Origin of the sequence: Parafrankia soli (assembly GCF_001854695.1) — a bacterium.
Classification (GTDB): domain Bacteria; phylum Actinomycetota; class Actinomycetes; order Frankiales; family Frankiaceae; genus Parafrankia; species Parafrankia soli.
On record NZ_MAXA01000169.1, the window covers coordinates 1 to 17,278 of the forward strand.

Here is a 17,278-nt window from a genome sequence, read left to right on the forward strand (position 1 = left end):
ACGCACGGACATGCCCCTACAGGGCGAAAGGCACAAAAGCCGTCGGCATCAAAGGCGACTTATCGTCACCAGGACTACGTAAACATCCAGTGAGAAGTTGGCGCATCTGTAACGCGCTCGACCGGACGGTCGGCCTCGAGCAGACCCCGGACGCCTACCGGGCMATGGGCCAGCGTGAGGCCTCAGACCGTGCGCCCACGGTTGCTGATCCCGGTGCCGGACGGGGCTGTGGTGGTCCGACGGGTCACCAGGTGCGGGGACACGACGAATTGCCGGGGCTGGGCGCGGCCTTCAATGCGTTCGAGCAGCAGACGGATGCTTTCCGCGCCCGTGCCGTGGCCGGACTGGTCGACGGTGGTCAGGGAGACCCGGTTGATCGTGGAGGTGTAGATGTTGTCGTAGCCGGCTACCGACACGTCCTCCGGCACCCGCAACCCGCGTTCCTCGGCGGCACGCAGCACGCCGAACGCGGCGATGTCGGCCCCGGCGAAGATCGCGGTCGGCGGGCGGGCCCGATCGAAGGCCTGCTGGGCGGCCTGATGGCCGCCCTCCTCCGACAGCCAGGTCTCGATGACGTCCGGTCGCAGGCCGTGGCTGCGCATCGCCTGTTCGTACCCCTGGCGCCGGGCCGTGTGCGACAGCACGAACGTGTCCTCGAACGCGGCCCGCGGCGCACTGGTGTGCGCGATCTGCCGGTGCCCGGCCGCGACGAGATGGTCGACCATCAGCTGGGCGCCCAGCCGTTCGTCGTCGACGACGGTGTCGAAGTTGCGGGGAGTGCCGTGCAGGGCGACAGCTACCACCGGGAGGGCTTGCGCGATCTTTTCGATCCACGCGACTTCGATCCAGGGCGCGATMAGCACCAGCCCGTCGACGTGGCGGTCGAGCAGGGCCTCGATACGGCTCTTCTGGCGCTCGGGGGTCGCGCCGGCGGTGACGAGGATGTCCTGGTACGACGTGTCCTCGAGCGCGTCGCTGATGCCCTTGGCCACCTCGGTCTGGAACGGCGAGGTGAGTTCGACGAGGACTACGCCGACGGTGTACGTGCGGCCGCGCATCGCCCGTGCGCCGGTGTGCGGGCGGTAGCCGAGCCGGTCGATCGCGGCGGTTACCCGGGTGCGCATCTGCGGGCTGACTCCGTACGCGCCGCGCAGCACCTTCGAGACCGCCGAGACTGAGACGCCGGCGGCGGCGGCGACGTCCTGGATGGTGGTGCGTTCGGTTCCCTCGGGGTCTGCCACGTCGCGGAGCGTACTGACGATGCGGGCGTTGTGCAACGTTCTACGAAGCGTCGGCGCGACAATTGGCTCGCTTCAAAATCGTTACCCCGGGGTTTCAGCAGGGCTCCCGGGGTTTCAGCAGGGCTATTGACGGGCTGTGACGCACGTCCCTACAGTGCCGCGTGGAACGTTGCACAAACTTCCTCCCCTCGAAGCCCGAGTGCCCCGTCTGCGGCACCCTCGAAGGAGTTGCTCATGCGACGCAGTAAGTTAGCACTCGTCTCGGCGGTGGCGCTCGCCGCGCTGCTGGCCGGGTGCACCGGAGGAGCGGCGCCAGGTGCCGAGTCGTCCGCCGGCGCCACCAAGAACACGCTCACGCTCGCCATGTCGGCCGACATCACCGGCTGGGACCCCTCGAACCAGCCTGGATACCAGGGCTGGGGACCGGAAGCCATCTGGGACAGCCTGATCAAGTGCGATGCCTTCGGCAAGCCGGAGGCCGACATCGCCGATAAGTGGACGGTCAGCGCGGACGGCAAGTCCTTCACCGCGCACATCCGCGAGGGCCAGAAGTTCTCCGACGGCACGCCGGTCGACTCGGCCGCCGTCGCGGCATCGTTCCAGTACCTCACCTCGCACGGCGGGTCCCAGGGCGACTACAAGGGCCTCAAGACCGACGCTCCGGACGCGCAGAACATCACCCTCACCTGGCCCGAGGCGCAGCCCATGATCATTAACCGGGTCTGCAACCCGAAGATCACCACCAAGGCGCTGCTCGACTCCGGCAAGGTCAACGACAAGCCGGTCGGATCCGGTCCGTACGTCCTGGACGAAACCGCCACTACCCGCGGCTCGGTGTACACGTTCACCAAGAACGAGAGCCACTGGAACACTGCCGCTTACCCGTACAAGAAACTGGTTTTGAAGGTCATCGAGAGCGAGACCGCGCGCGTCAGCGCCCTGAAGACCGGGCAGGTCGACGGCTCGCTGATCACGGCGGCCAGCTACAACGAGGTCGAGGCCTCAGGCCTGAACGTGGTGACGATGCAGGGCCAGACGACGCGCCTGTTGCTCACCGATCACCTGGGTAAGGAGGTCCCGGCTCTGGGCAGCCTGAAGGTGCGCCAGGCGATCAACATGGTCTTCGACCGTGACGCCATGGTGAAGAACCTCTACCAGGGTCACGGCAAACCGGCGTACCAGATCTTCCGGCCCGGCAGCGACGCGTACATCGACGGCATGGCGGACCCGTACCCCTTCGATGTCACCAAGGCCAAGGCGCTGATGGCCGAGGCCGGCTACGCCAGCGGCTTCGACCTGAGCCTGCCGACCATGGCCGGTCAGAACCACGAGACCCTCATGCCATACGTGACGCAGCAGCTCGGCCTGCTCGGCATCAAGGTCAAGCAGGTGCCGCTCTCCGGCGCGAACGCGATCGATGACCTGCTCAGCGGCACCTACCCGGTGGTCCTGTGGCAGCTCGGCAACTTCGGCCAGTCGCTGCTCGACATCGACATCGTGGTGCGATCGACCGGCTACTGGAACCTCGAGCACCAACCCGACGCGACGGTGGATGGTCTGTGGAAGAAGATCCTCACCGGCGACGAGGCCACCCGCAAGACCGCCCAGCAGGACATCAACAAGTATGTCATTGAGCAGGCCTGGTTCGCGCCGATGGTCAACCCCGACGGGTTCTACGCGCACAGCCCGGACGTGAAGATCGATCACGTCTCGGACCACGAGGCGCTGACCCCGAAGCTGCGCGACTTCAAGTAGCCGGGAGACCTGCGATGATGCTCACGCTGCTGAAGAACCTCGCGCGCTCGCTGGCCGTGCTGCTGGTGGTCACCTTCGCCACGTTCACGCTGATGTTCGGTAACGGGGACGGCATCGCCCGGGCGGTGCTGGGCCTGAACGCCCGGCCGGAGGACGTCCAGCGTGAGGTCGTCACTCTCGGTCTCGACCAGCCGCTGCTGGTGCAGTACTGGCATTGGCTGCGCGACGCGGTCACCGGCGACCTCGGCGAGTCGTTCTACACCGGACAGTCGGTGACCGAGGCGCTCTCGTCGAGGGTGCCGGTCACCCTCGCCCTGGTGATCATCACCCTGCTCCTGACGGTCGTGCTCAGCGTGCTGCTCGGCGTCACGGCCGCCGTCAAGGGCGGCTGGGTCGACCGTCTCCTGCAGTTCGTGACCGTGCTGGGCACCGCGATCCCGTCGTTCATCATCGCCATCGTCCTGGTCTTCACCTTCGCCATCGCCTGGCGGGTGCTGCCGGCCACCGGCTACGTCACGCCCGAGATCAGCGTCTCGGGCTGGGCGAAGTCGGTGACCCTGCCGGTGCTGGCGCTGCTGGTCGGTGCGGTGGCCAGCGCGGCCGCGCAGTTCCGGACCGCGGTGCTGGACACGCTGGGCCGTGACTACATCCGTACGTTACGGGCCCGCGGGATCAGCGAACGGCACGTGATCTTCCGGCACGTGCTGCGCAACTCCGCCGGACCCGGTCTGACCGTGCTCAGCCTGACCACGCTGGGCCTGCTGGGCGGGGCGGTCTTCGTCGAGCAGGTGTTCGCGCTGCCCGGCATGGGCCAGCTGGCCAACCAGTCGGCCCAGGTCAACGACGTGCCCATGGTGATGGGCACCGTGCTCGTGACGATCGTGATCGTCCTGGTCGTGAACTTCCTCGGTGACCTGGCCACCACTGTGCTGAACCCGAAGGCGAGGATCCGATGACCGCCGAACGGGTAGTGGGCGACACCCGGCGCCGGGTGTTCCGGCAACTCCTGCGCAACCCRCAGGGCGCCGTGTGCCTGGCCTTTCTCGCCCCGGTCGTGCTGGTCGCGGTGACCAGCCAGTGGCTGGCGCCGTACTCGCCGACCGAAACCGACCTCGACGCCACCAACGCCGCGCCGTTCAGCGACGGGCACCTGCTCGGCGGGGACAGCGCCGGCCGCGACATCCTGTCCCGGCTCATGTGGGGCTCGCGGCAGACCGTCCTGGCGTGCGCCATCATCCTGGTGATCTCGCTGGCTGTCGGTGTCACCAGCGGCTTGGTGGCCGGCTTCTATCGTGGGCGGTTCGAGGTCGCGGCGGGCTTCGTCTCCGACGTGGTCATGTCGCTGCCCGGCATCGTTCTGCTGATCGCCCTGTACGCCCTGACCGGCCCGAACATCCCGGCCGCGATGGCCGTCTTCGGCCTGCTGATCGCCCCCACCTACTACCGCCTGGTCCGCAACGTCGTGCTGGGCGTGCGCAACGAGCTCTACGTCGACGCGGCCCGCGTGGCCGGCCTGTCCGACCTGCGGATCGTCGGCCGGCACGTGCTCTGGGCCGTACGGGCGCCGGTCATCATCCAGAGCTCGTTCGTGCTGGCCGCGGGCATCGGCATCGAGGCCGGCGTGTCCTTCCTCGGCCTCGGTGACCCGGCCGGGGCGTCGTGGGGCATCGTGCTGCAGAACTCGTTCAACGGCATCTACAACAACCGGTGGGCCGTGGTCTGGCCGGCGCTGCTGATCAGCCTCACCATCCTGGCCCTGGTGCTGCTCGGCAACGCGCTCAGCGACGTCCTGCAGTCCTCGGCCCGCAGCAAGACACTGTCGCTACGGGCCCGCCGCGCTGCGGTGACGGCGGCGCAGCAGGTCGAGCCGACCGAGGACTCGATCCTCGTCGGGAGCTCCAACGATGTCGTGCTCTCCGTCCGGGGACTGCGGGTCGCCTACCCGATGGCCGGCGGGGAGATCCGGGAGGTAGTGCACGGCGCCGACCTGGATGTGCGGCGCGGCGAGATCCACGGCCTGGTGGGGGAGTCCGGCTCCGGCAAGTCGCAGATCGCCTTCGCCACCCTGGGCCTCCTCCCGCGCGAGGCGCTGGTCCTGGGCGGCAGCGTCCTGCTCGCCGGCGAGGATCTGCTGGCCGACGTCGCGAAGATGCGGGCGGCCCGCRGGCGCCGCATCGCGTACGTTCCGCAGGAGCCGATGTCCAATCTGGACCCGTCCTTCACCATCGGCAAACAGTTGACGTACGGGCTGCGCGCGGTGACCACTCTCGACGCGAAACAGGCCCGGGAGCGGATCACCAAATTATTGGTCCGGGTGGGCATCACCGATCCCGAGCGGGTGATGGGCCTGTACCCGCACGAGATCTCGGGTGGCATGGCCCAGCGCGTGCTGATCTGCGGCGCGGTCGCCGCCGACCCGGACGTCATCGTGGCCGACGAGCCCACCACCGCCCTCGACGTCACCGTCCAGGCCGAGGTCCTCGAACTGCTGCGCGAACTGAGCCAGGAGCGCGGTCTGGCCATGATCCTGGTGACCCACAACCTCGGCGTCGTCGCGGATCTGTGCGACACCGTGAGCGTGATGAAGGAAGGAAACATCGTCGAACGCGCCGACGTCGACGCCATCTTCGAGTCCCCGCAACAGGCGTACACCCGGGAACTGCTCTCGTCCTCGCGCAGCGTCGAGCTGATGGAGATCTGACATGACCGATCAACCGCTGCTGCGCGTCCGCGACCTGGTCGTCCGGTTCGCCGGCCGCCGGCGGGCCTCGACCACCGTCATCCACGGCGTCTCCTTCGACCTCGCCGCCGGCGAGACCTTGAGCCTGGTCGGCGAGTCCGGCTCGGGCAAGACCACCATCGGGCGGGCCATCCTCGGCCTGGCCCCGGTCAGCGAGGGCACGGTCGAGTTCCGCGGCGAGATCATCAGCAACGTCCCCCGGGCCCGCCGCCGCGAGCTCGCCCGCGACGTGCAGGTCGTCTTCCAGGACCCGTACTCGTCACTCAACCCGTCCATGACGGTCGGCGACATCCTCGTCGAACCGCTCACCACGGCCGGTGTCGAGGGCGGACGCACCCGCGTGAAAGAGCTGTTGGACGCGGTCGGCCTGCCCGCTGACGCGGCGAACCGATACCCGCGGGAGTTCTCCGGCGGGCAGCGCCAGCGGGTGGCCATCGCCCGCGCACTCGCCCTGGATCCGGCGGTGATCGTCTGCGACGAGCCGTCGAGCGCGCTCGACGTGACCACGCAGGCGCGCGTGTTGCGCCTGTTCCGCGACATCCAGGAGGCGACCGGGGTGGCCTACCTGTTCATCAGCCACGACCTCGGCGTCGTCAACGAGATCAGCGACCGCATCGCCGTCCTGTATCGCGGAGAGATCGTCGAACTCGGTGCGGCGAACCAGGTCGCGACCGCACCGCGGCACGAATACACCCGCCGGCTGCAGATGGCCGCGCCGGTCGCCGACCCGCGCAAGCAGCGCGAGCGGCGCCGGCTGCGCCTGGCCCTCTGACCTTCCACCCCTCGTCACGGGAGTCTCTGCATGGTTCAGCCCTGCGCACCTCGTTTCGAACACCGCACCGAGCCCGGCCCGGTGCTCGGCCTCGGCACCCCAGCCCCCCGGCTCTCCTGGACCGTCACGCGCGCGGAGGAGGGCTGGCGCCAGACGGCCTACGAGGTCCAGGTCGCCGGCAAGGTCTTCACCGTGCGCAGCGCCGAGCAGGTGCTGGTCCCATGGCCGGCCCGGCCGTTGCGCTCACGCGAGCGGGCCGAGGTCAAGGTCCGGGTGGCGTACGGCGATCACTGGAGCCCGTGGAGCGAAGCGGCCACCGTCGAGGCGGGCCTGCTGGACGCGGCCGACTGGACAGCGCGCTTCATCAGCCCGGTCGACCCGGGCGAACGGGCGCCCGTCGTCGTCGGCCACGTCGAGGTGCCCGGGCCGGTCCGCAGCGCTCGGCTGTACGCCACCGCCCACGGCATCTACGTACCGTCGATCAACGGCCGCCGCGTCGACGACACCGTCCTCGCGCCGGGTTGGACATCGTACGAGCACCGGCTGCGCTACCACGTCTACGACGTCACGACCCTGATCCGGCCGGGCGAGAACGTCCTGGAGTTCGTGCTCGGCAACGGCTGGTACCGCGGACGGCTCGGCTGGACCAACCAGCGCGCGATCTACGGCGACCGCCTCGCCCTGCTCGCCCAGCTGGAGATCACCACCTTCGACGGCGCCGTCCGCGTACTGGCGACCGACGGCACCTGGCATGCCCGGCCGAGCGAGGTGCTGGCCGACGACCTGTACGACGGCCAGACGACCGACCTGCGCCCGCACGACGCACCGGCGACCGGCGTCGACATCGTCGAGGGCGATCTGACGCGGCTCGTCGCCCCGGACGGCCCTCCGATCCGGCCGACCAGCGTGCTGCCCGCCCGCAAGGTGTGGACCTCCCCGGCCGGCAAGACGCTCGTCGACTTCGGCCAGAACGCCGTCGGATGGATCCGCCTGCGCGTCCGGGACCTGCCCGCGGGAACGACGGTCGTGGTCCGCCACGCCGAGGTGCTGGAAGACAAGGAACTGGGCACCCGGCCGCTGCGATCGGCCCGCGCCACCGACACCTGGGTGCTGTCGGGCCACGACGAGGTGCTCGAGCCCTCGCTGACGTTGCACGGCTTCCGCTACGCCGAGGTCACCGGAGTGCCGGACCTGCGCGAGCAGGACATCGCGCTGGTCGTCGTCGGCTCGGACCTGCGCCGCACCGGCTGGTTCTCCTCCTCGCACGAACAACTGAACCAGCTGCACGAGAACGTCGTCTGGAGCACCCGCGGCAACTTCGTCGACCTGCCCACCGACTGCCCGCAGCGCGACGAGCGCCTCGGCTGGACCGGCGACATCCAGATCTTCGGGCCGACCGCGACCTTCCTGTACGACACCGCCGGCCTGCTGCGCTCCTGGCTGGCCGACCTGGCCGCCGAGCAGCGCCCCGACGGCTCGGTGCCGCACGTCGTCCCCGAAATCGATCGCGCCCCGGAGTTCCGCACGCCCGCGGCGGCCTGGGGCGACGCCGCCACCGTCGTGCCCTGGACGCTCTACCAGCGCACCGGCGACCTGCAGATGCTCGAACGGCAACTGCCGAGCATGAGCGCCTGGGTCGACAAGGTCGCCGCCCTGGCCGGCCCGGACCGGCTCTGGCGCGGCGGCTTCCAGTTCGGTGACTGGCTCGACCCGACAGCTCCGCCGGAAAACCCCGGCCGGGCCAAGGCCGACCCCGACGTGGTGGCCACCGCCCACTTCGCCCGCTCGTCGTGGATCGTGGCCGAATCGGCCCGCCTGCTCGGCCGGGCCGCCGACGCGGAGAAATACCGCACGCTGACCGACGAGGTACGGGCCGCCTTCGTCCGGGCCTTCGTGACGCCGCAGGGCCGGATCCACTCCGACGCGCAGACCCTGTACGCGCTGGCCATCGAGTGGGATCTGCTGCCGGAGGCGGAGCAGCGCGTGGCGGCCGGGCACCGGCTGGCCGAGCTCGTGCGCGACGGCGGGTTCCACATCGCCACCGGCTTCGTCGGCACGCCACTGGTCTGCGACGCCCTCACCAGCACGGGCCACCTCGACGTCGCGTACCGCCTGTTGTTGCAAACGCAGTGCCCGTCCTGGCTCTACCCGGTCACCATGGGCGCCACCACGGTGTGGGAACGCTGGGACAGCATGCGCCCGGACGGCACCATCAACCCGGGGGAGATGACCTCCTTCAACCACTACGCCCTGGGCGCCGTGGCCGACTGGCTGCACCGCACGGTGGCCGGGCTCGCACCCGCCGTTCCCGGATATCGGCGCCTGCTCGTGCACCCCCGGCTGACGCCGGAGCTCACCGGCGCTGCGGCCACCCATCTGACCCCGTACGGGAAAGCCTCGGTGTCCTGGCTTCGCTCGGCCGGCCACCTGCGGCTCGACGTGCACGTGCCGGTCGGCGCGTCGGCCGAGGTGCACGTGCCGGGCGCGGAGCAGCCCGTGACGGTCGGCCACGGCGACCACCGCTGGCTCGTGGCTGACCCGGTGTCGTGCTCCGAGGGGCGGTGACCGATGTCTGAGCCGATCATTGCGGGCTTCTATCCCGACCCGACGGTCTGCCGAGTCGGTGACGACTATTACCTGGCCCATTCCAGCTTCGAGTACTTTCCCGGCGCGCCGATCTGGCACAGCCGCGACCTGATCCGCTGGACGCAGATCGGCCACATCCTGACCCGCCGCAGCCAGTTCGCCCGCGGCGACTGCCGCCCGTCCTCCGGGCTGTACGCCGGGACGCTGCGGCATCACGACGGGCGTTTCGTCTACGTCACCACGAACGTCAGCGACTTCGACGGCGGCCAGCTGATCGTCACCGCCGACGACCCGGCCGGCCCGTGGAGCGAGCCGGTTCGGGTGCCCGAGGCGATCGGCATCGACCCGGACCTCGCCTGGGACGACGACGGCACGTGCTACCTGAGCTGGAAGGCGATGAGCCCCACCGAGGGCGAGATCGGCATCCGCCAGGCCCCGCTCGACATCTCGTCGGGCAAGTTCCTCGCCCCGGCGTACCCGATCTGGCAGGGCAGCGGACTCGCCGCGGCCGAAGGGCCGCATCTGTACGCCATCGACGGCCTCTGGTACCTGCTGCTCGCCGAGGGCGGCACCGAGCGCGGGCACGCCGTCACCGTCGCGCGCGGCCCGCACCCGTCCGGGCCCTTCGAGGGCTGTGCGGCCAACCCGATCCTGAGCCACCGCAGCACCATCCACCCGGTGCAGAACACCGGCCACGCCGACCTGGTCCGCGCGCCGGGCGGCGGCTGGGCCGCCGTCTATCTGGGTACCCGGCCGCGCGGCTGGACGCCGGGCTTCCACGTCCTGGGCCGGGAGACGTTCCTGGCCGGCATCGACTGGGTGGACGGCTGGCCGGTTTTCGACGAGGACCGCTACCAGGTCCCACCGCTCGACACCGGCTTTACGGAGGTGTTCGGCGACTCACCGCCGCATCTGCGCTGGGTCGCCGACGGCAGCGGCCTGCGGTGCACCCGGGTGCGCGATCTGCGCTGGTCCGCCGAAGCGACGCTGGACGGCCCGGGCCGCTTCGAGGTGCGCATCGACGACCGGCACGCGTACGGCCTGACCCGCCACCACGACCGGGTCGAGGCGACGGCCCGCGTCGGTGACCTCGGCGCCGTCCTCGCCACGCTCCCCGTCGCGGATGGTCACACGGTCCTGCGGATCGAGGCGGTGCCACCGCCGTCACGCGACGCCGGGCCCGACGAGATTGTCCTCTCCGCCGGCTCGCACGAACTCGCCCGCCTCGACGGGCGCTACCTCTCCACCGAAGTCGCGTCCGGGTTCACCGGCCGCATGCTCGCCACCGCCGGACCGCACGTCCGGTCGGTGACCTACCGCCCCCAGGAGCAGCCATGAAAGCTGTCCTGAGCTCTCTCCTTCTCACCGCCGGCCTCATCCTCGTCCCGGCCGGTGCCGCGTCGGCCGCACCGCCCGACTGCGCCGCCGCCACGCCCGGCGGGCCGGTTCAGGTCACGCCCGGCTGTGTCGACCCGCTCTACGCCGACCCTGTCGTCGACAGCGAGCAGGACCTGAGCACCCCGGTCACGCATCGCCGGGTGTCCGGGCACTTCGACGGTACGGGAGTCAAGTTCACGATCTACCTGCCGCCGGCCAGGCAGTGGCAGGGCCGCTTCTTCCAGTACACGTACCCGATCTCGACCGAGAACGCCCTCGACCGGGCGGTCGCATTCGGGGCCGCCAGCGGCGCGTACACCCTCCAGACCAGCGGCACAGGCGGCTACCGCCACGCCGCCGCGGCCGCGAAGTTCGCAGAGACCGCGGCGGCCGCCTACTACCGGTCCGGGTCCCGGCGAATCTACGGCTACCTGTACGGCCCGTCCGGCGGCTCCTTCCAGACCGTCGGCGCCATCGAGAACACCACCGGAGTGTGGGAGGGCGCRGTCCCGGTCGTGCTCGGCGTGCCCACCTCCATCCCCATCAACTTCTTCGTGCGCGCGCAGGCCCGGATGGTCCTGCGGGACGTGGCCGACCAGATCGCGGACGCCGTACGCCCGGGCGGCTCCGGTAACCCGTACACCGGCCTCACACCGGTGCAGGCGGCGATGCTGCACGAGACCACGAGCCTGGGCGTTCCACTCAAGGCCTGGGCCGACCCTGACTACGTTCTCGGCCTGTCGGCGCCGGACGGCCTGCTCGGCTTCGGTGCCGTGATCAAGCAGCTCGACCCCACGTACGCCGACGACTTCTGGTCCAAGCCCGGCTACCTCGGCACCGAGCAGTCGGCGCTCGGCGACATCGTCCGGGCCGAGCTTGCCCGGACCGGTGACCGCTGGGCCGTCGCCCTGCCCTCCTACTACCGCCACCAGGTCCCGCCGGCGGGCGAGGGTTACGACGTCTTCGACTCGCTGCGCGGCCGCTATCCGCAGCGGCCGTTGCTGGTCGGCCCGGCGATCGCGACCAGCGTAGCCGGCGGCGGCACCTACACCGGCCGGATCAACGGCAAGGTCATCGTGGTCGACAACCTGGTCGACAGCGACGCGTACCCGTGGCACGCCGACTGGTACGCCCGGCGCGTCCAGTCCCCGGGCGACTTCCGCCTGTACTACAACGACAACGCCGACCATCTCGAAGGCCCGGTCACCGGGGCCAAGGCCAGCCGGATCGTCTCGTACGACCCGATCGTGGAGCAGGCGCTGCGCGACCTCGCGGCCTGGGCCGAGCGCGGCGTGCGCCCACCGCAGTCCACGCGTTACACGGTCACCGGCGGCCAGGTGCGCGTCCCGTCGACGGCCGCCCAGCGGCGCGGCATCCAGCCCGTCGTCGACCTCACCGTCCGCGGCCGCGACCGCGTCGACGTCAATGCCGGCGAGAAGGTCGACTTCCGGGCCCAGGTCGCGACACCGCCCGGCGCCGGAAGGATCGTCTCCGCCGGCTGGGACGTCACCGGATCCGGCACCTTCACACCGGCCACCCCGGGCTTCACCGCCAGCCACCGGTTCACCGAACCCGGCACCTACTACGTGTCCCTCAAAGTGGCCGCGTCCCGGTCCGGCCACGCGGAGTCGTTCGCCATGGTCGAAAACCTGGATCGGGTCCGCGTCGTCGTCCACCCCCGCTGAGGAGTCTCCATGCTGACGCATTTCATCACCGTCGGGCAGGTGCTCGACGCGCCGGGCGGACGAGACGTACTGGAACGGTTCCTGCCGCAGGCCGTCGACCGCGCCGACGTCCGTGAGCTTCTCGTCCTGTTCTTCCTGCGGGTGACCCCGGGGCTGCGCGATGACGAGCAGGCCAGGGCGGCGTTCTGGGCCGAGATCGACGCGCTGATGGAACCGGTCATTCTCCGGCCGCACGCCGCCGCCATCGCGCCATCGGCGGTCGGCGTATCGGCGCCGCACGCGTCGGCGCCGTGGACCGTCGCAGGCTCACCCACGCGGTGGGGGCTGCTGGAGATCCAGCTGAGCGGTCCGTCGGACGGGAACCCGTTCATCGACGTCGAGCTGACCGCCGAGTTCCGGTGCGGCGAGCGGTCCTGGACGGTCGGCGGCTTCTATGACGGCGACGGAACCTACCGGCTGCGGGCGCTCGCCGAACAGGAGGGGACGTGGCAGTTCGTGACCTCCTCCACGACCCCGGCGCTGGACGGGATCGAGGGCGAGGTGACCGTAGGCCCGGCGGCGCCGGGAGCGCACGGGCCGGTCCGGGTGGACGGCTTCCATTTTGCGTACGCGGACGGAACCCGTTACCGGCCGTGGGGGACCACCGCGTACGCCTGGAACCACCAGGACGACAAGACGCAGGAGCAGACGCTGGAAACGCTGGCCGCGTCGCCCTTCACCAAGCTGCGTATGTGCCTGTTCCCCAAGCATTTCGTCTTCAACAACGCCGAGCCCGTCCAGTTCCCGTTCCCACGGGTCAACGGCTCCTTCGACCACACGCGGTTCGACGTCGAGTTCTTCGCGCGCCTCGACGAGCAGGTGCGCCGTCTCGGTGAACTCGGCATCGAGGCCGACGTCATCCTCTTCCACCCGTACGACAAATGGGGTTTCTCCGATCTGGGACGGGCGGTGGACGAGCGAGTCGTCAGGTACGTCGTGCGGCGCCTGGCCGGCTACGCGCACGTCTGGTTCTCGCTGGCCAACGAGTACGACGCGGTACCCGGCAAGACGATCGCGGACTGGGACCGGATCGGTGAGACCCTCACCGCCGAGGACCCGCACGGGCACCCGGTGTCCATCCACAACTTCATCGAGCACTTCGACCACACCCGGCCGTGGATCACCCACGCCAGCGTCCAGCACGGCCGGGTCGAGGAGGTCACCGGCTGGCGCGAGCGCTGGGGCAAGCCGGTGGTCATCGACGAGACCGGTTACGAGGGCGACCTCGAGTTCGACTGGGGCAACCTGACCGGCGAGGAGATGCTGCGCCGATTCTGGGAAGGCGCGGTGCGCGGCGGTTACGTCGGTCACGGCGAAACGTACTGGAACGCCGAGGAGAGGATCTGGTGGGCGAAGGGCGGTCAGTTGACCGGCACGAGCCCGCGCCGGATCGGCTTCCTGGCCGAGATCGTCGCCGCCTCACCGACCGGTGTGCTCGAGCCTCTACCGTCCGACTACGACCTGCCGTGGGCCGGTGTCCAGGACGAGTACCTCGTCAACTACTACGGCCTCGGCCGGCCGAGGGAGCGTCATATCCTCCTGCCCCCGGGCCGTTGGCACGTTGACGTCCTGGACACCTGGGAGTGCACCGTCGAGCGGCTGCCCGGCACGTACGAAACCCTCGCGGTCGTCCCGCTGCCGGCCAAGCCCTACCAAGCCGTGCGGCTGGTGAAGGCCTGATGCGGACGTCCTTCACGCCCGGCCAGGTCTGGCTCGACACCGACGGCAAGCGGATCCAGGCCCACGGTGGCTCCCTTCTGCACGTCGACGGCACGTTCTACTGGTACGGCGAGAACAAGGAACGCTCGACGCCGGGCAGCGGCATCTGGCACTGGGGAGTCCGCTGCTATTCGTCACCGGACCTCTACAACTGGACCGACCGTGGCCTGATCATCCCGCCCGACGTGGACGACCCCTCCGCACCACTGCACCCGGCCATGTCGATGGACCGGCCGCATATCCTGCGTCATTCGGGCTCGGGGCGGTACGTGTGCTGGATCAAGGTCATGTCCCCGGCCGGGCAACGCTCGACGGTCCTCGTGGCGGACGACATTCTGGGCCCGTACCAAATGGTCGGGAAAGATCTGAAGCCCTTGGGCATGAACGCCGGGGACTTCGACCTGGTCGTCGACCCGACCGACGGCAAGGGCTACTACTACTTCGAGCGCGTGCACAGCGAGCTGATCTGTGCCGACCTGACCGACGACTACACCGGCGTCACCGGGTATTACTCCACCCACTTCCCGCTGGTGCAACCGCCGTACGTCCGGGAAGCGCCCGCCTATTTCGCCCGGAACGGCCGGCACTATCTCGTCACCTCGGGCACGACCGGCTACTACCCGAACCCGTCCGAGGTTGCCGTCGCCCCCAGCTACCACGGCCCGTGGACGGTTCTCAACGACCCGCACCCCGGCGACCCGAGCCGTAGTTCCTACCAGTCGCAAATCAGCTCGGTCTTCCGGCACCCGCACAAGCAGGACCTGTACATCGCGCTGGCCGACCGCTGGCTGCCGCGCTACACCGCTTCCAGCGAGGCGGCGATCKCCATGCACGCCGAGCGGTTCGCCCCGTTCGGCGGCCATCACGACGGCCCGTGGTCCGAGCTCACGGAGATCGACACGTCGATCGCCGACTACGTCTGGCTACCCTTCCGGTTCGACGGGGAACGCGCCCTCCTCGACTGGCACGACGAATGGCGTGTGGAGGACTACCCATGAGCCCCACCTGGCGCGACGAGCACCTGGAGGCCGGCCACCGGGCCGAGCTGCTGCTGGCCGAGATGACCACCGCCGAGAAATGCCATCAGCTCACCGCCCGGATGGCGTGGTCGCTGGTGAAGGCCGACGGCACCGACGCCGACGGCGCCGAGGACGTGCTGCGCCATCCGCCCGGGCATGTGGCGCAGCTGATCCTCGACGACCCGGCGCAGTTGGCCGCGATGGTCGGCACGATCCAGAAACAGGTGCTGTCCCGTAGCCGGCTCGGAATTCCGGTGCTCTTCCACGCCGAGGCGCTCAGCGGCTTCCTCAACGGTGGGCACATGGTGTTCCCCTCCGGCACAGGGCTCGCCGCCGGATGGAGCCCCGACCTCGTCGAAGAGATGACCGACCTGATCCGGCGGCAGATGCGCCGCACCGGTCTGATGCACGCGCTGTCACCGGTGCTCGACGTGGCCCTCGACCCGCGGTGGGGACGCGTGCACGAGACGTTCGGTGAGGACCCGTACCTCTGTGCGGCCTTGGGGGTGGCCTATGTGCGCGGCCTGCAGGGGACCGACGTCTCGCAGGGCGTGATGGCCACCGGCAAGCACTTCCTGGGATACGCGGCGCCGCCGGGCGGCCTGAACCTGTCGGCCTTCGAGTCCGGCGCCCGGCGCACGCGTGACCTGTTCGCCTATCCGTTCGAGGCGGCGATTCGCCTGGCCGGGCTGCGGTCGGTGATGAACTCGTACGCCGACGTCGACGGCGTACCCGCCGGGGCCTCGCCGGAGGTGCTGCAGGACCTGCTGCGCGACACGCTCGGCTTCGACGGCTTCGTCTCCTCCGACTACACCACCCTCGAGCAGCTCGTCGACCGGCAGCGGATCACGAAGGACGCGGCCGAGGCCGGCCGCCTGGCCATCCGGGCCGGGCTCGACGTCGAGATGCCCAATCCGTACGGGTACGGCGACGTGCTCGCCGCCGAGGTCGAGCGCGGGGTGGTCGACGTGCGGCACGTCGACGACTGCGTCCGCCGGGTCCTGCGGGCGAAGTTCGAGGTCGGGCTCTTCGAGCACCCGTACCCGGTGGAGAGCATCGACGTGGCCGCGGCGGCCCGCGAGGGCGCCGACCTGTCGTTGGAGCTGGCCCGGCGCTCGATCGTGCTCGGCCAGAACAACGGCATCCTGCCCCTGACCCCCGGCGGGCTCGACATCGCCGTCATCGGGCCGCACGCCGACGCGCCGACGTTCCAGTTCCCGACCTATACGTACGTGTCGTGGCGCGAGGCCAACGAGGCCGTGATGCGCGGCGAGCTCGGCACCATGAACGGCGCCGAGGAGACCGTGTCGGCCTGGTATTCGGCCCTGTTCGGAGCGTGGGACGGCGACAGCGTGGCTCCCTCGCTGGCGGCTGAGATCGGTGATCACGCCCGCACGGTCCGGGTCGAGCGCGGCTGCACCCTGACCGAGGATCTAGGTTCTCTCGACCCGGCGGTCGAGGCGGCGCGGGCGGCGGACGTCGTCGTGCTGGCGCTGGGCGGGGCGAGCCTGTGGTTCACGGGGGAGCGGACCGAGGGGGAGGCCAGCGACACCGCGGACATCACCCTGCCGGCGGCGCAGGTGCGGCTGGCCGAGGCGGTGGCGGCCACCGGCACCCCGCTGGCGGTCGTGCTCGTGCAGGGCCGGGCCTACGCGCTGCCGAAGGTCATCCAGGACGCCGCGGCCATCGTCGTCGCCCCGTACGCCGGACCGTTCGGCACCCAGGCGATCGCCGACGTGCTCTTCGGCGTGGTCAACCCCTGCGGCAAGATGCCGTACAGCCTGCCCCGGCACAGCGGCCAGATCCCGGTCTACCACCACCAGAAGGCCGGGTCGGGCTACCGCAATCCGTTGCCGCCCAGCGTCTCCCGTCACTATCTCGACCTGGAGGCGACGCCGTTGTGGCCGTTCGCCCATGGGCTGAGCTACACCACGTTCGCGCTGAGCGACCTCGACTGCGGTGCCGACATCGACGCGTACGGCACGGCCCACGTCAGCGCCACCGTCGCCAACACGGGGCCACGGGACGGGGCCACGGTGATGCAGCTCTACCTGCGGGTCAACACCTCACCGGTGACCCGGCCCGCCCAGCAGCTCGCCGGCTTCACCCGGGTCGAGCTGGCCGCCGGCGAGAGCCGCCGCGTCACGTTCGAGATCGACGCCTCGCAACTGGCGTACACCAATCTCGCCCGCCAGGTGGCGGTCGAGCCGGCCCTGGTGGACGTCTTCGTCGGCCTCGACTCCGACGACCGGTCGCTGGCGGGCTCGTTCGCCGTGGTGGGGTCCGCGCGGGTGGTCGAGGGCGCCGAGCGGTCCTTCCTCTCGCGAGCACGCCCGCACCCATAG

The 17,278-nt window shown here is 70.2% G+C and carries 11 protein-coding genes; 10 read left to right on the forward strand and 1 reads right to left on the reverse strand.

Annotated features, from left to right (window positions below):
• Window positions 1-182: 182 nt before the first annotated feature.
• Window positions 183-1,241 carry a LacI family DNA-binding transcriptional regulator gene (locus tag BBK14_RS14075; protein WP_071062833.1) on the reverse strand — a complete coding sequence of 353 codons (1,059 nt, stop codon included), beginning with the start codon at window positions 1,239-1,241 and terminating at the stop codon, window positions 183-185.
• A gap of 267 nt (window positions 1,242-1,508) precedes the next feature.
• Here BBK14_RS14075 and BBK14_RS14080 point away from each other — a divergent pair, with 267 nt between their 5' ends.
• The 10 genes from BBK14_RS14080 to BBK14_RS14125 are packed head-to-tail and all read left to right on the forward strand — an operon-like array spanning window position 1,509 to window position 17,278.
• Entirely contained in the window at window positions 1,509-2,996 is a 1,488-nt protein-coding gene (locus BBK14_RS14080; protein WP_241831474.1) for an ABC transporter substrate-binding protein, read from the forward strand.
• A 14-nt stretch (window positions 2,997-3,010) separates the two neighbouring features.
• The gene (locus tag BBK14_RS14085) at window positions 3,011-3,952 is read left to right on the forward strand and encodes an ABC transporter permease (protein ID WP_071062695.1); all 942 of its coding nucleotides are present in this window, start codon (window positions 3,011-3,013) and stop codon (window positions 3,950-3,952) included.
• On the forward strand, window positions 3,949-5,697 hold the full coding sequence (locus BBK14_RS14090) for a dipeptide/oligopeptide/nickel ABC transporter permease/ATP-binding protein (protein ID WP_071062697.1): 1,749 nt from the start codon (window positions 3,949-3,951) through the stop codon (window positions 5,695-5,697). The genes BBK14_RS14085 and BBK14_RS14090 overlap by 4 nt, the downstream gene beginning before the upstream one ends.
• A gap of 1 nt (window position 5,698) precedes the next feature.
• Complete coding sequence (locus BBK14_RS14095; RefSeq protein WP_071062699.1) at window positions 5,699-6,508, forward strand: ABC transporter ATP-binding protein; 810 nt, start codon at window positions 5,699-5,701, stop codon at window positions 6,506-6,508.
• 30 nt (window positions 6,509-6,538) lie between these two features.
• On the forward strand, window positions 6,539-9,073 hold the full coding sequence (locus BBK14_RS14100; RefSeq protein ID WP_071062701.1) for an alpha-L-rhamnosidase: 2,535 nt from the start codon (window positions 6,539-6,541) through the stop codon (window positions 9,071-9,073).
• Between the two features lie 3 nt (window positions 9,074-9,076).
• Window positions 9,077-10,432 (forward strand): glycoside hydrolase family 43 protein, encoded by a 1,356-nt coding sequence (locus BBK14_RS14105; RefSeq protein WP_071062703.1) that lies wholly within the window; start codon window positions 9,077-9,079, stop codon window positions 10,430-10,432.
• Window positions 10,429-12,156: a PKD domain-containing protein gene (locus BBK14_RS14110; RefSeq protein WP_071062705.1), complete on the forward strand. Its 1,728-nt coding sequence runs from the start codon at window positions 10,429-10,431 to the stop codon at window positions 12,154-12,156. The genes BBK14_RS14105 and BBK14_RS14110 overlap by 4 nt, the downstream gene beginning before the upstream one ends.
• 9 nt (window positions 12,157-12,165) lie before the next feature.
• Complete coding sequence (locus tag BBK14_RS14115; RefSeq protein ID WP_071062707.1) at window positions 12,166-13,875, forward strand: DUF5605 domain-containing protein; 1,710 nt, start codon at window positions 12,166-12,168, stop codon at window positions 13,873-13,875.
• Window positions 13,875-14,912: a family 43 glycosylhydrolase gene (locus BBK14_RS14120; RefSeq protein WP_071062708.1), complete on the forward strand. Its 1,038-nt coding sequence runs from the start codon at window positions 13,875-13,877 to the stop codon at window positions 14,910-14,912. Before BBK14_RS14115 ends, BBK14_RS14120 begins: the two co-directional genes overlap by 1 nt.
• Complete coding sequence (locus tag BBK14_RS14125) at window positions 14,909-17,278, forward strand: glycoside hydrolase family 3 N-terminal domain-containing protein (protein WP_071062710.1); 2,370 nt, start codon at window positions 14,909-14,911, stop codon at window positions 17,276-17,278. Before BBK14_RS14120 ends, BBK14_RS14125 begins: the two co-directional genes overlap by 4 nt.

Bases quoted from the DNA above. Each gene is read 5' to 3' on its own strand.
- BBK14_RS14085 (WP_071062695.1), top strand. From the start codon at position 3,011: ATGATGCTCACGCTGCTGAAGAACCTCGCGCGCTCGCTGGCCGTGCTG.
- BBK14_RS14095 (WP_071062699.1), top strand. From the start codon at position 5,699: ATGACCGATCAACCGCTGCTGCGCGTCCGCGACCTGGTCGTCCGGTTC.
- BBK14_RS14100 (WP_071062701.1), top strand. From the start codon at position 6,539: ATGGTTCAGCCCTGCGCACCTCGTTTCGAACACCGCACCGAGCCCGGC.
- BBK14_RS14105 (WP_071062703.1), top strand. From the start codon at position 9,077: ATGTCTGAGCCGATCATTGCGGGCTTCTATCCCGACCCGACGGTCTGC.
- BBK14_RS14115 (WP_071062707.1), top strand. From the start codon at position 12,166: ATGCTGACGCATTTCATCACCGTCGGGCAGGTGCTCGACGCGCCGGGC.
- BBK14_RS14125 (WP_071062710.1), top strand. From the start codon at position 14,909: ATGAGCCCCACCTGGCGCGACGAGCACCTGGAGGCCGGCCACCGGGCC.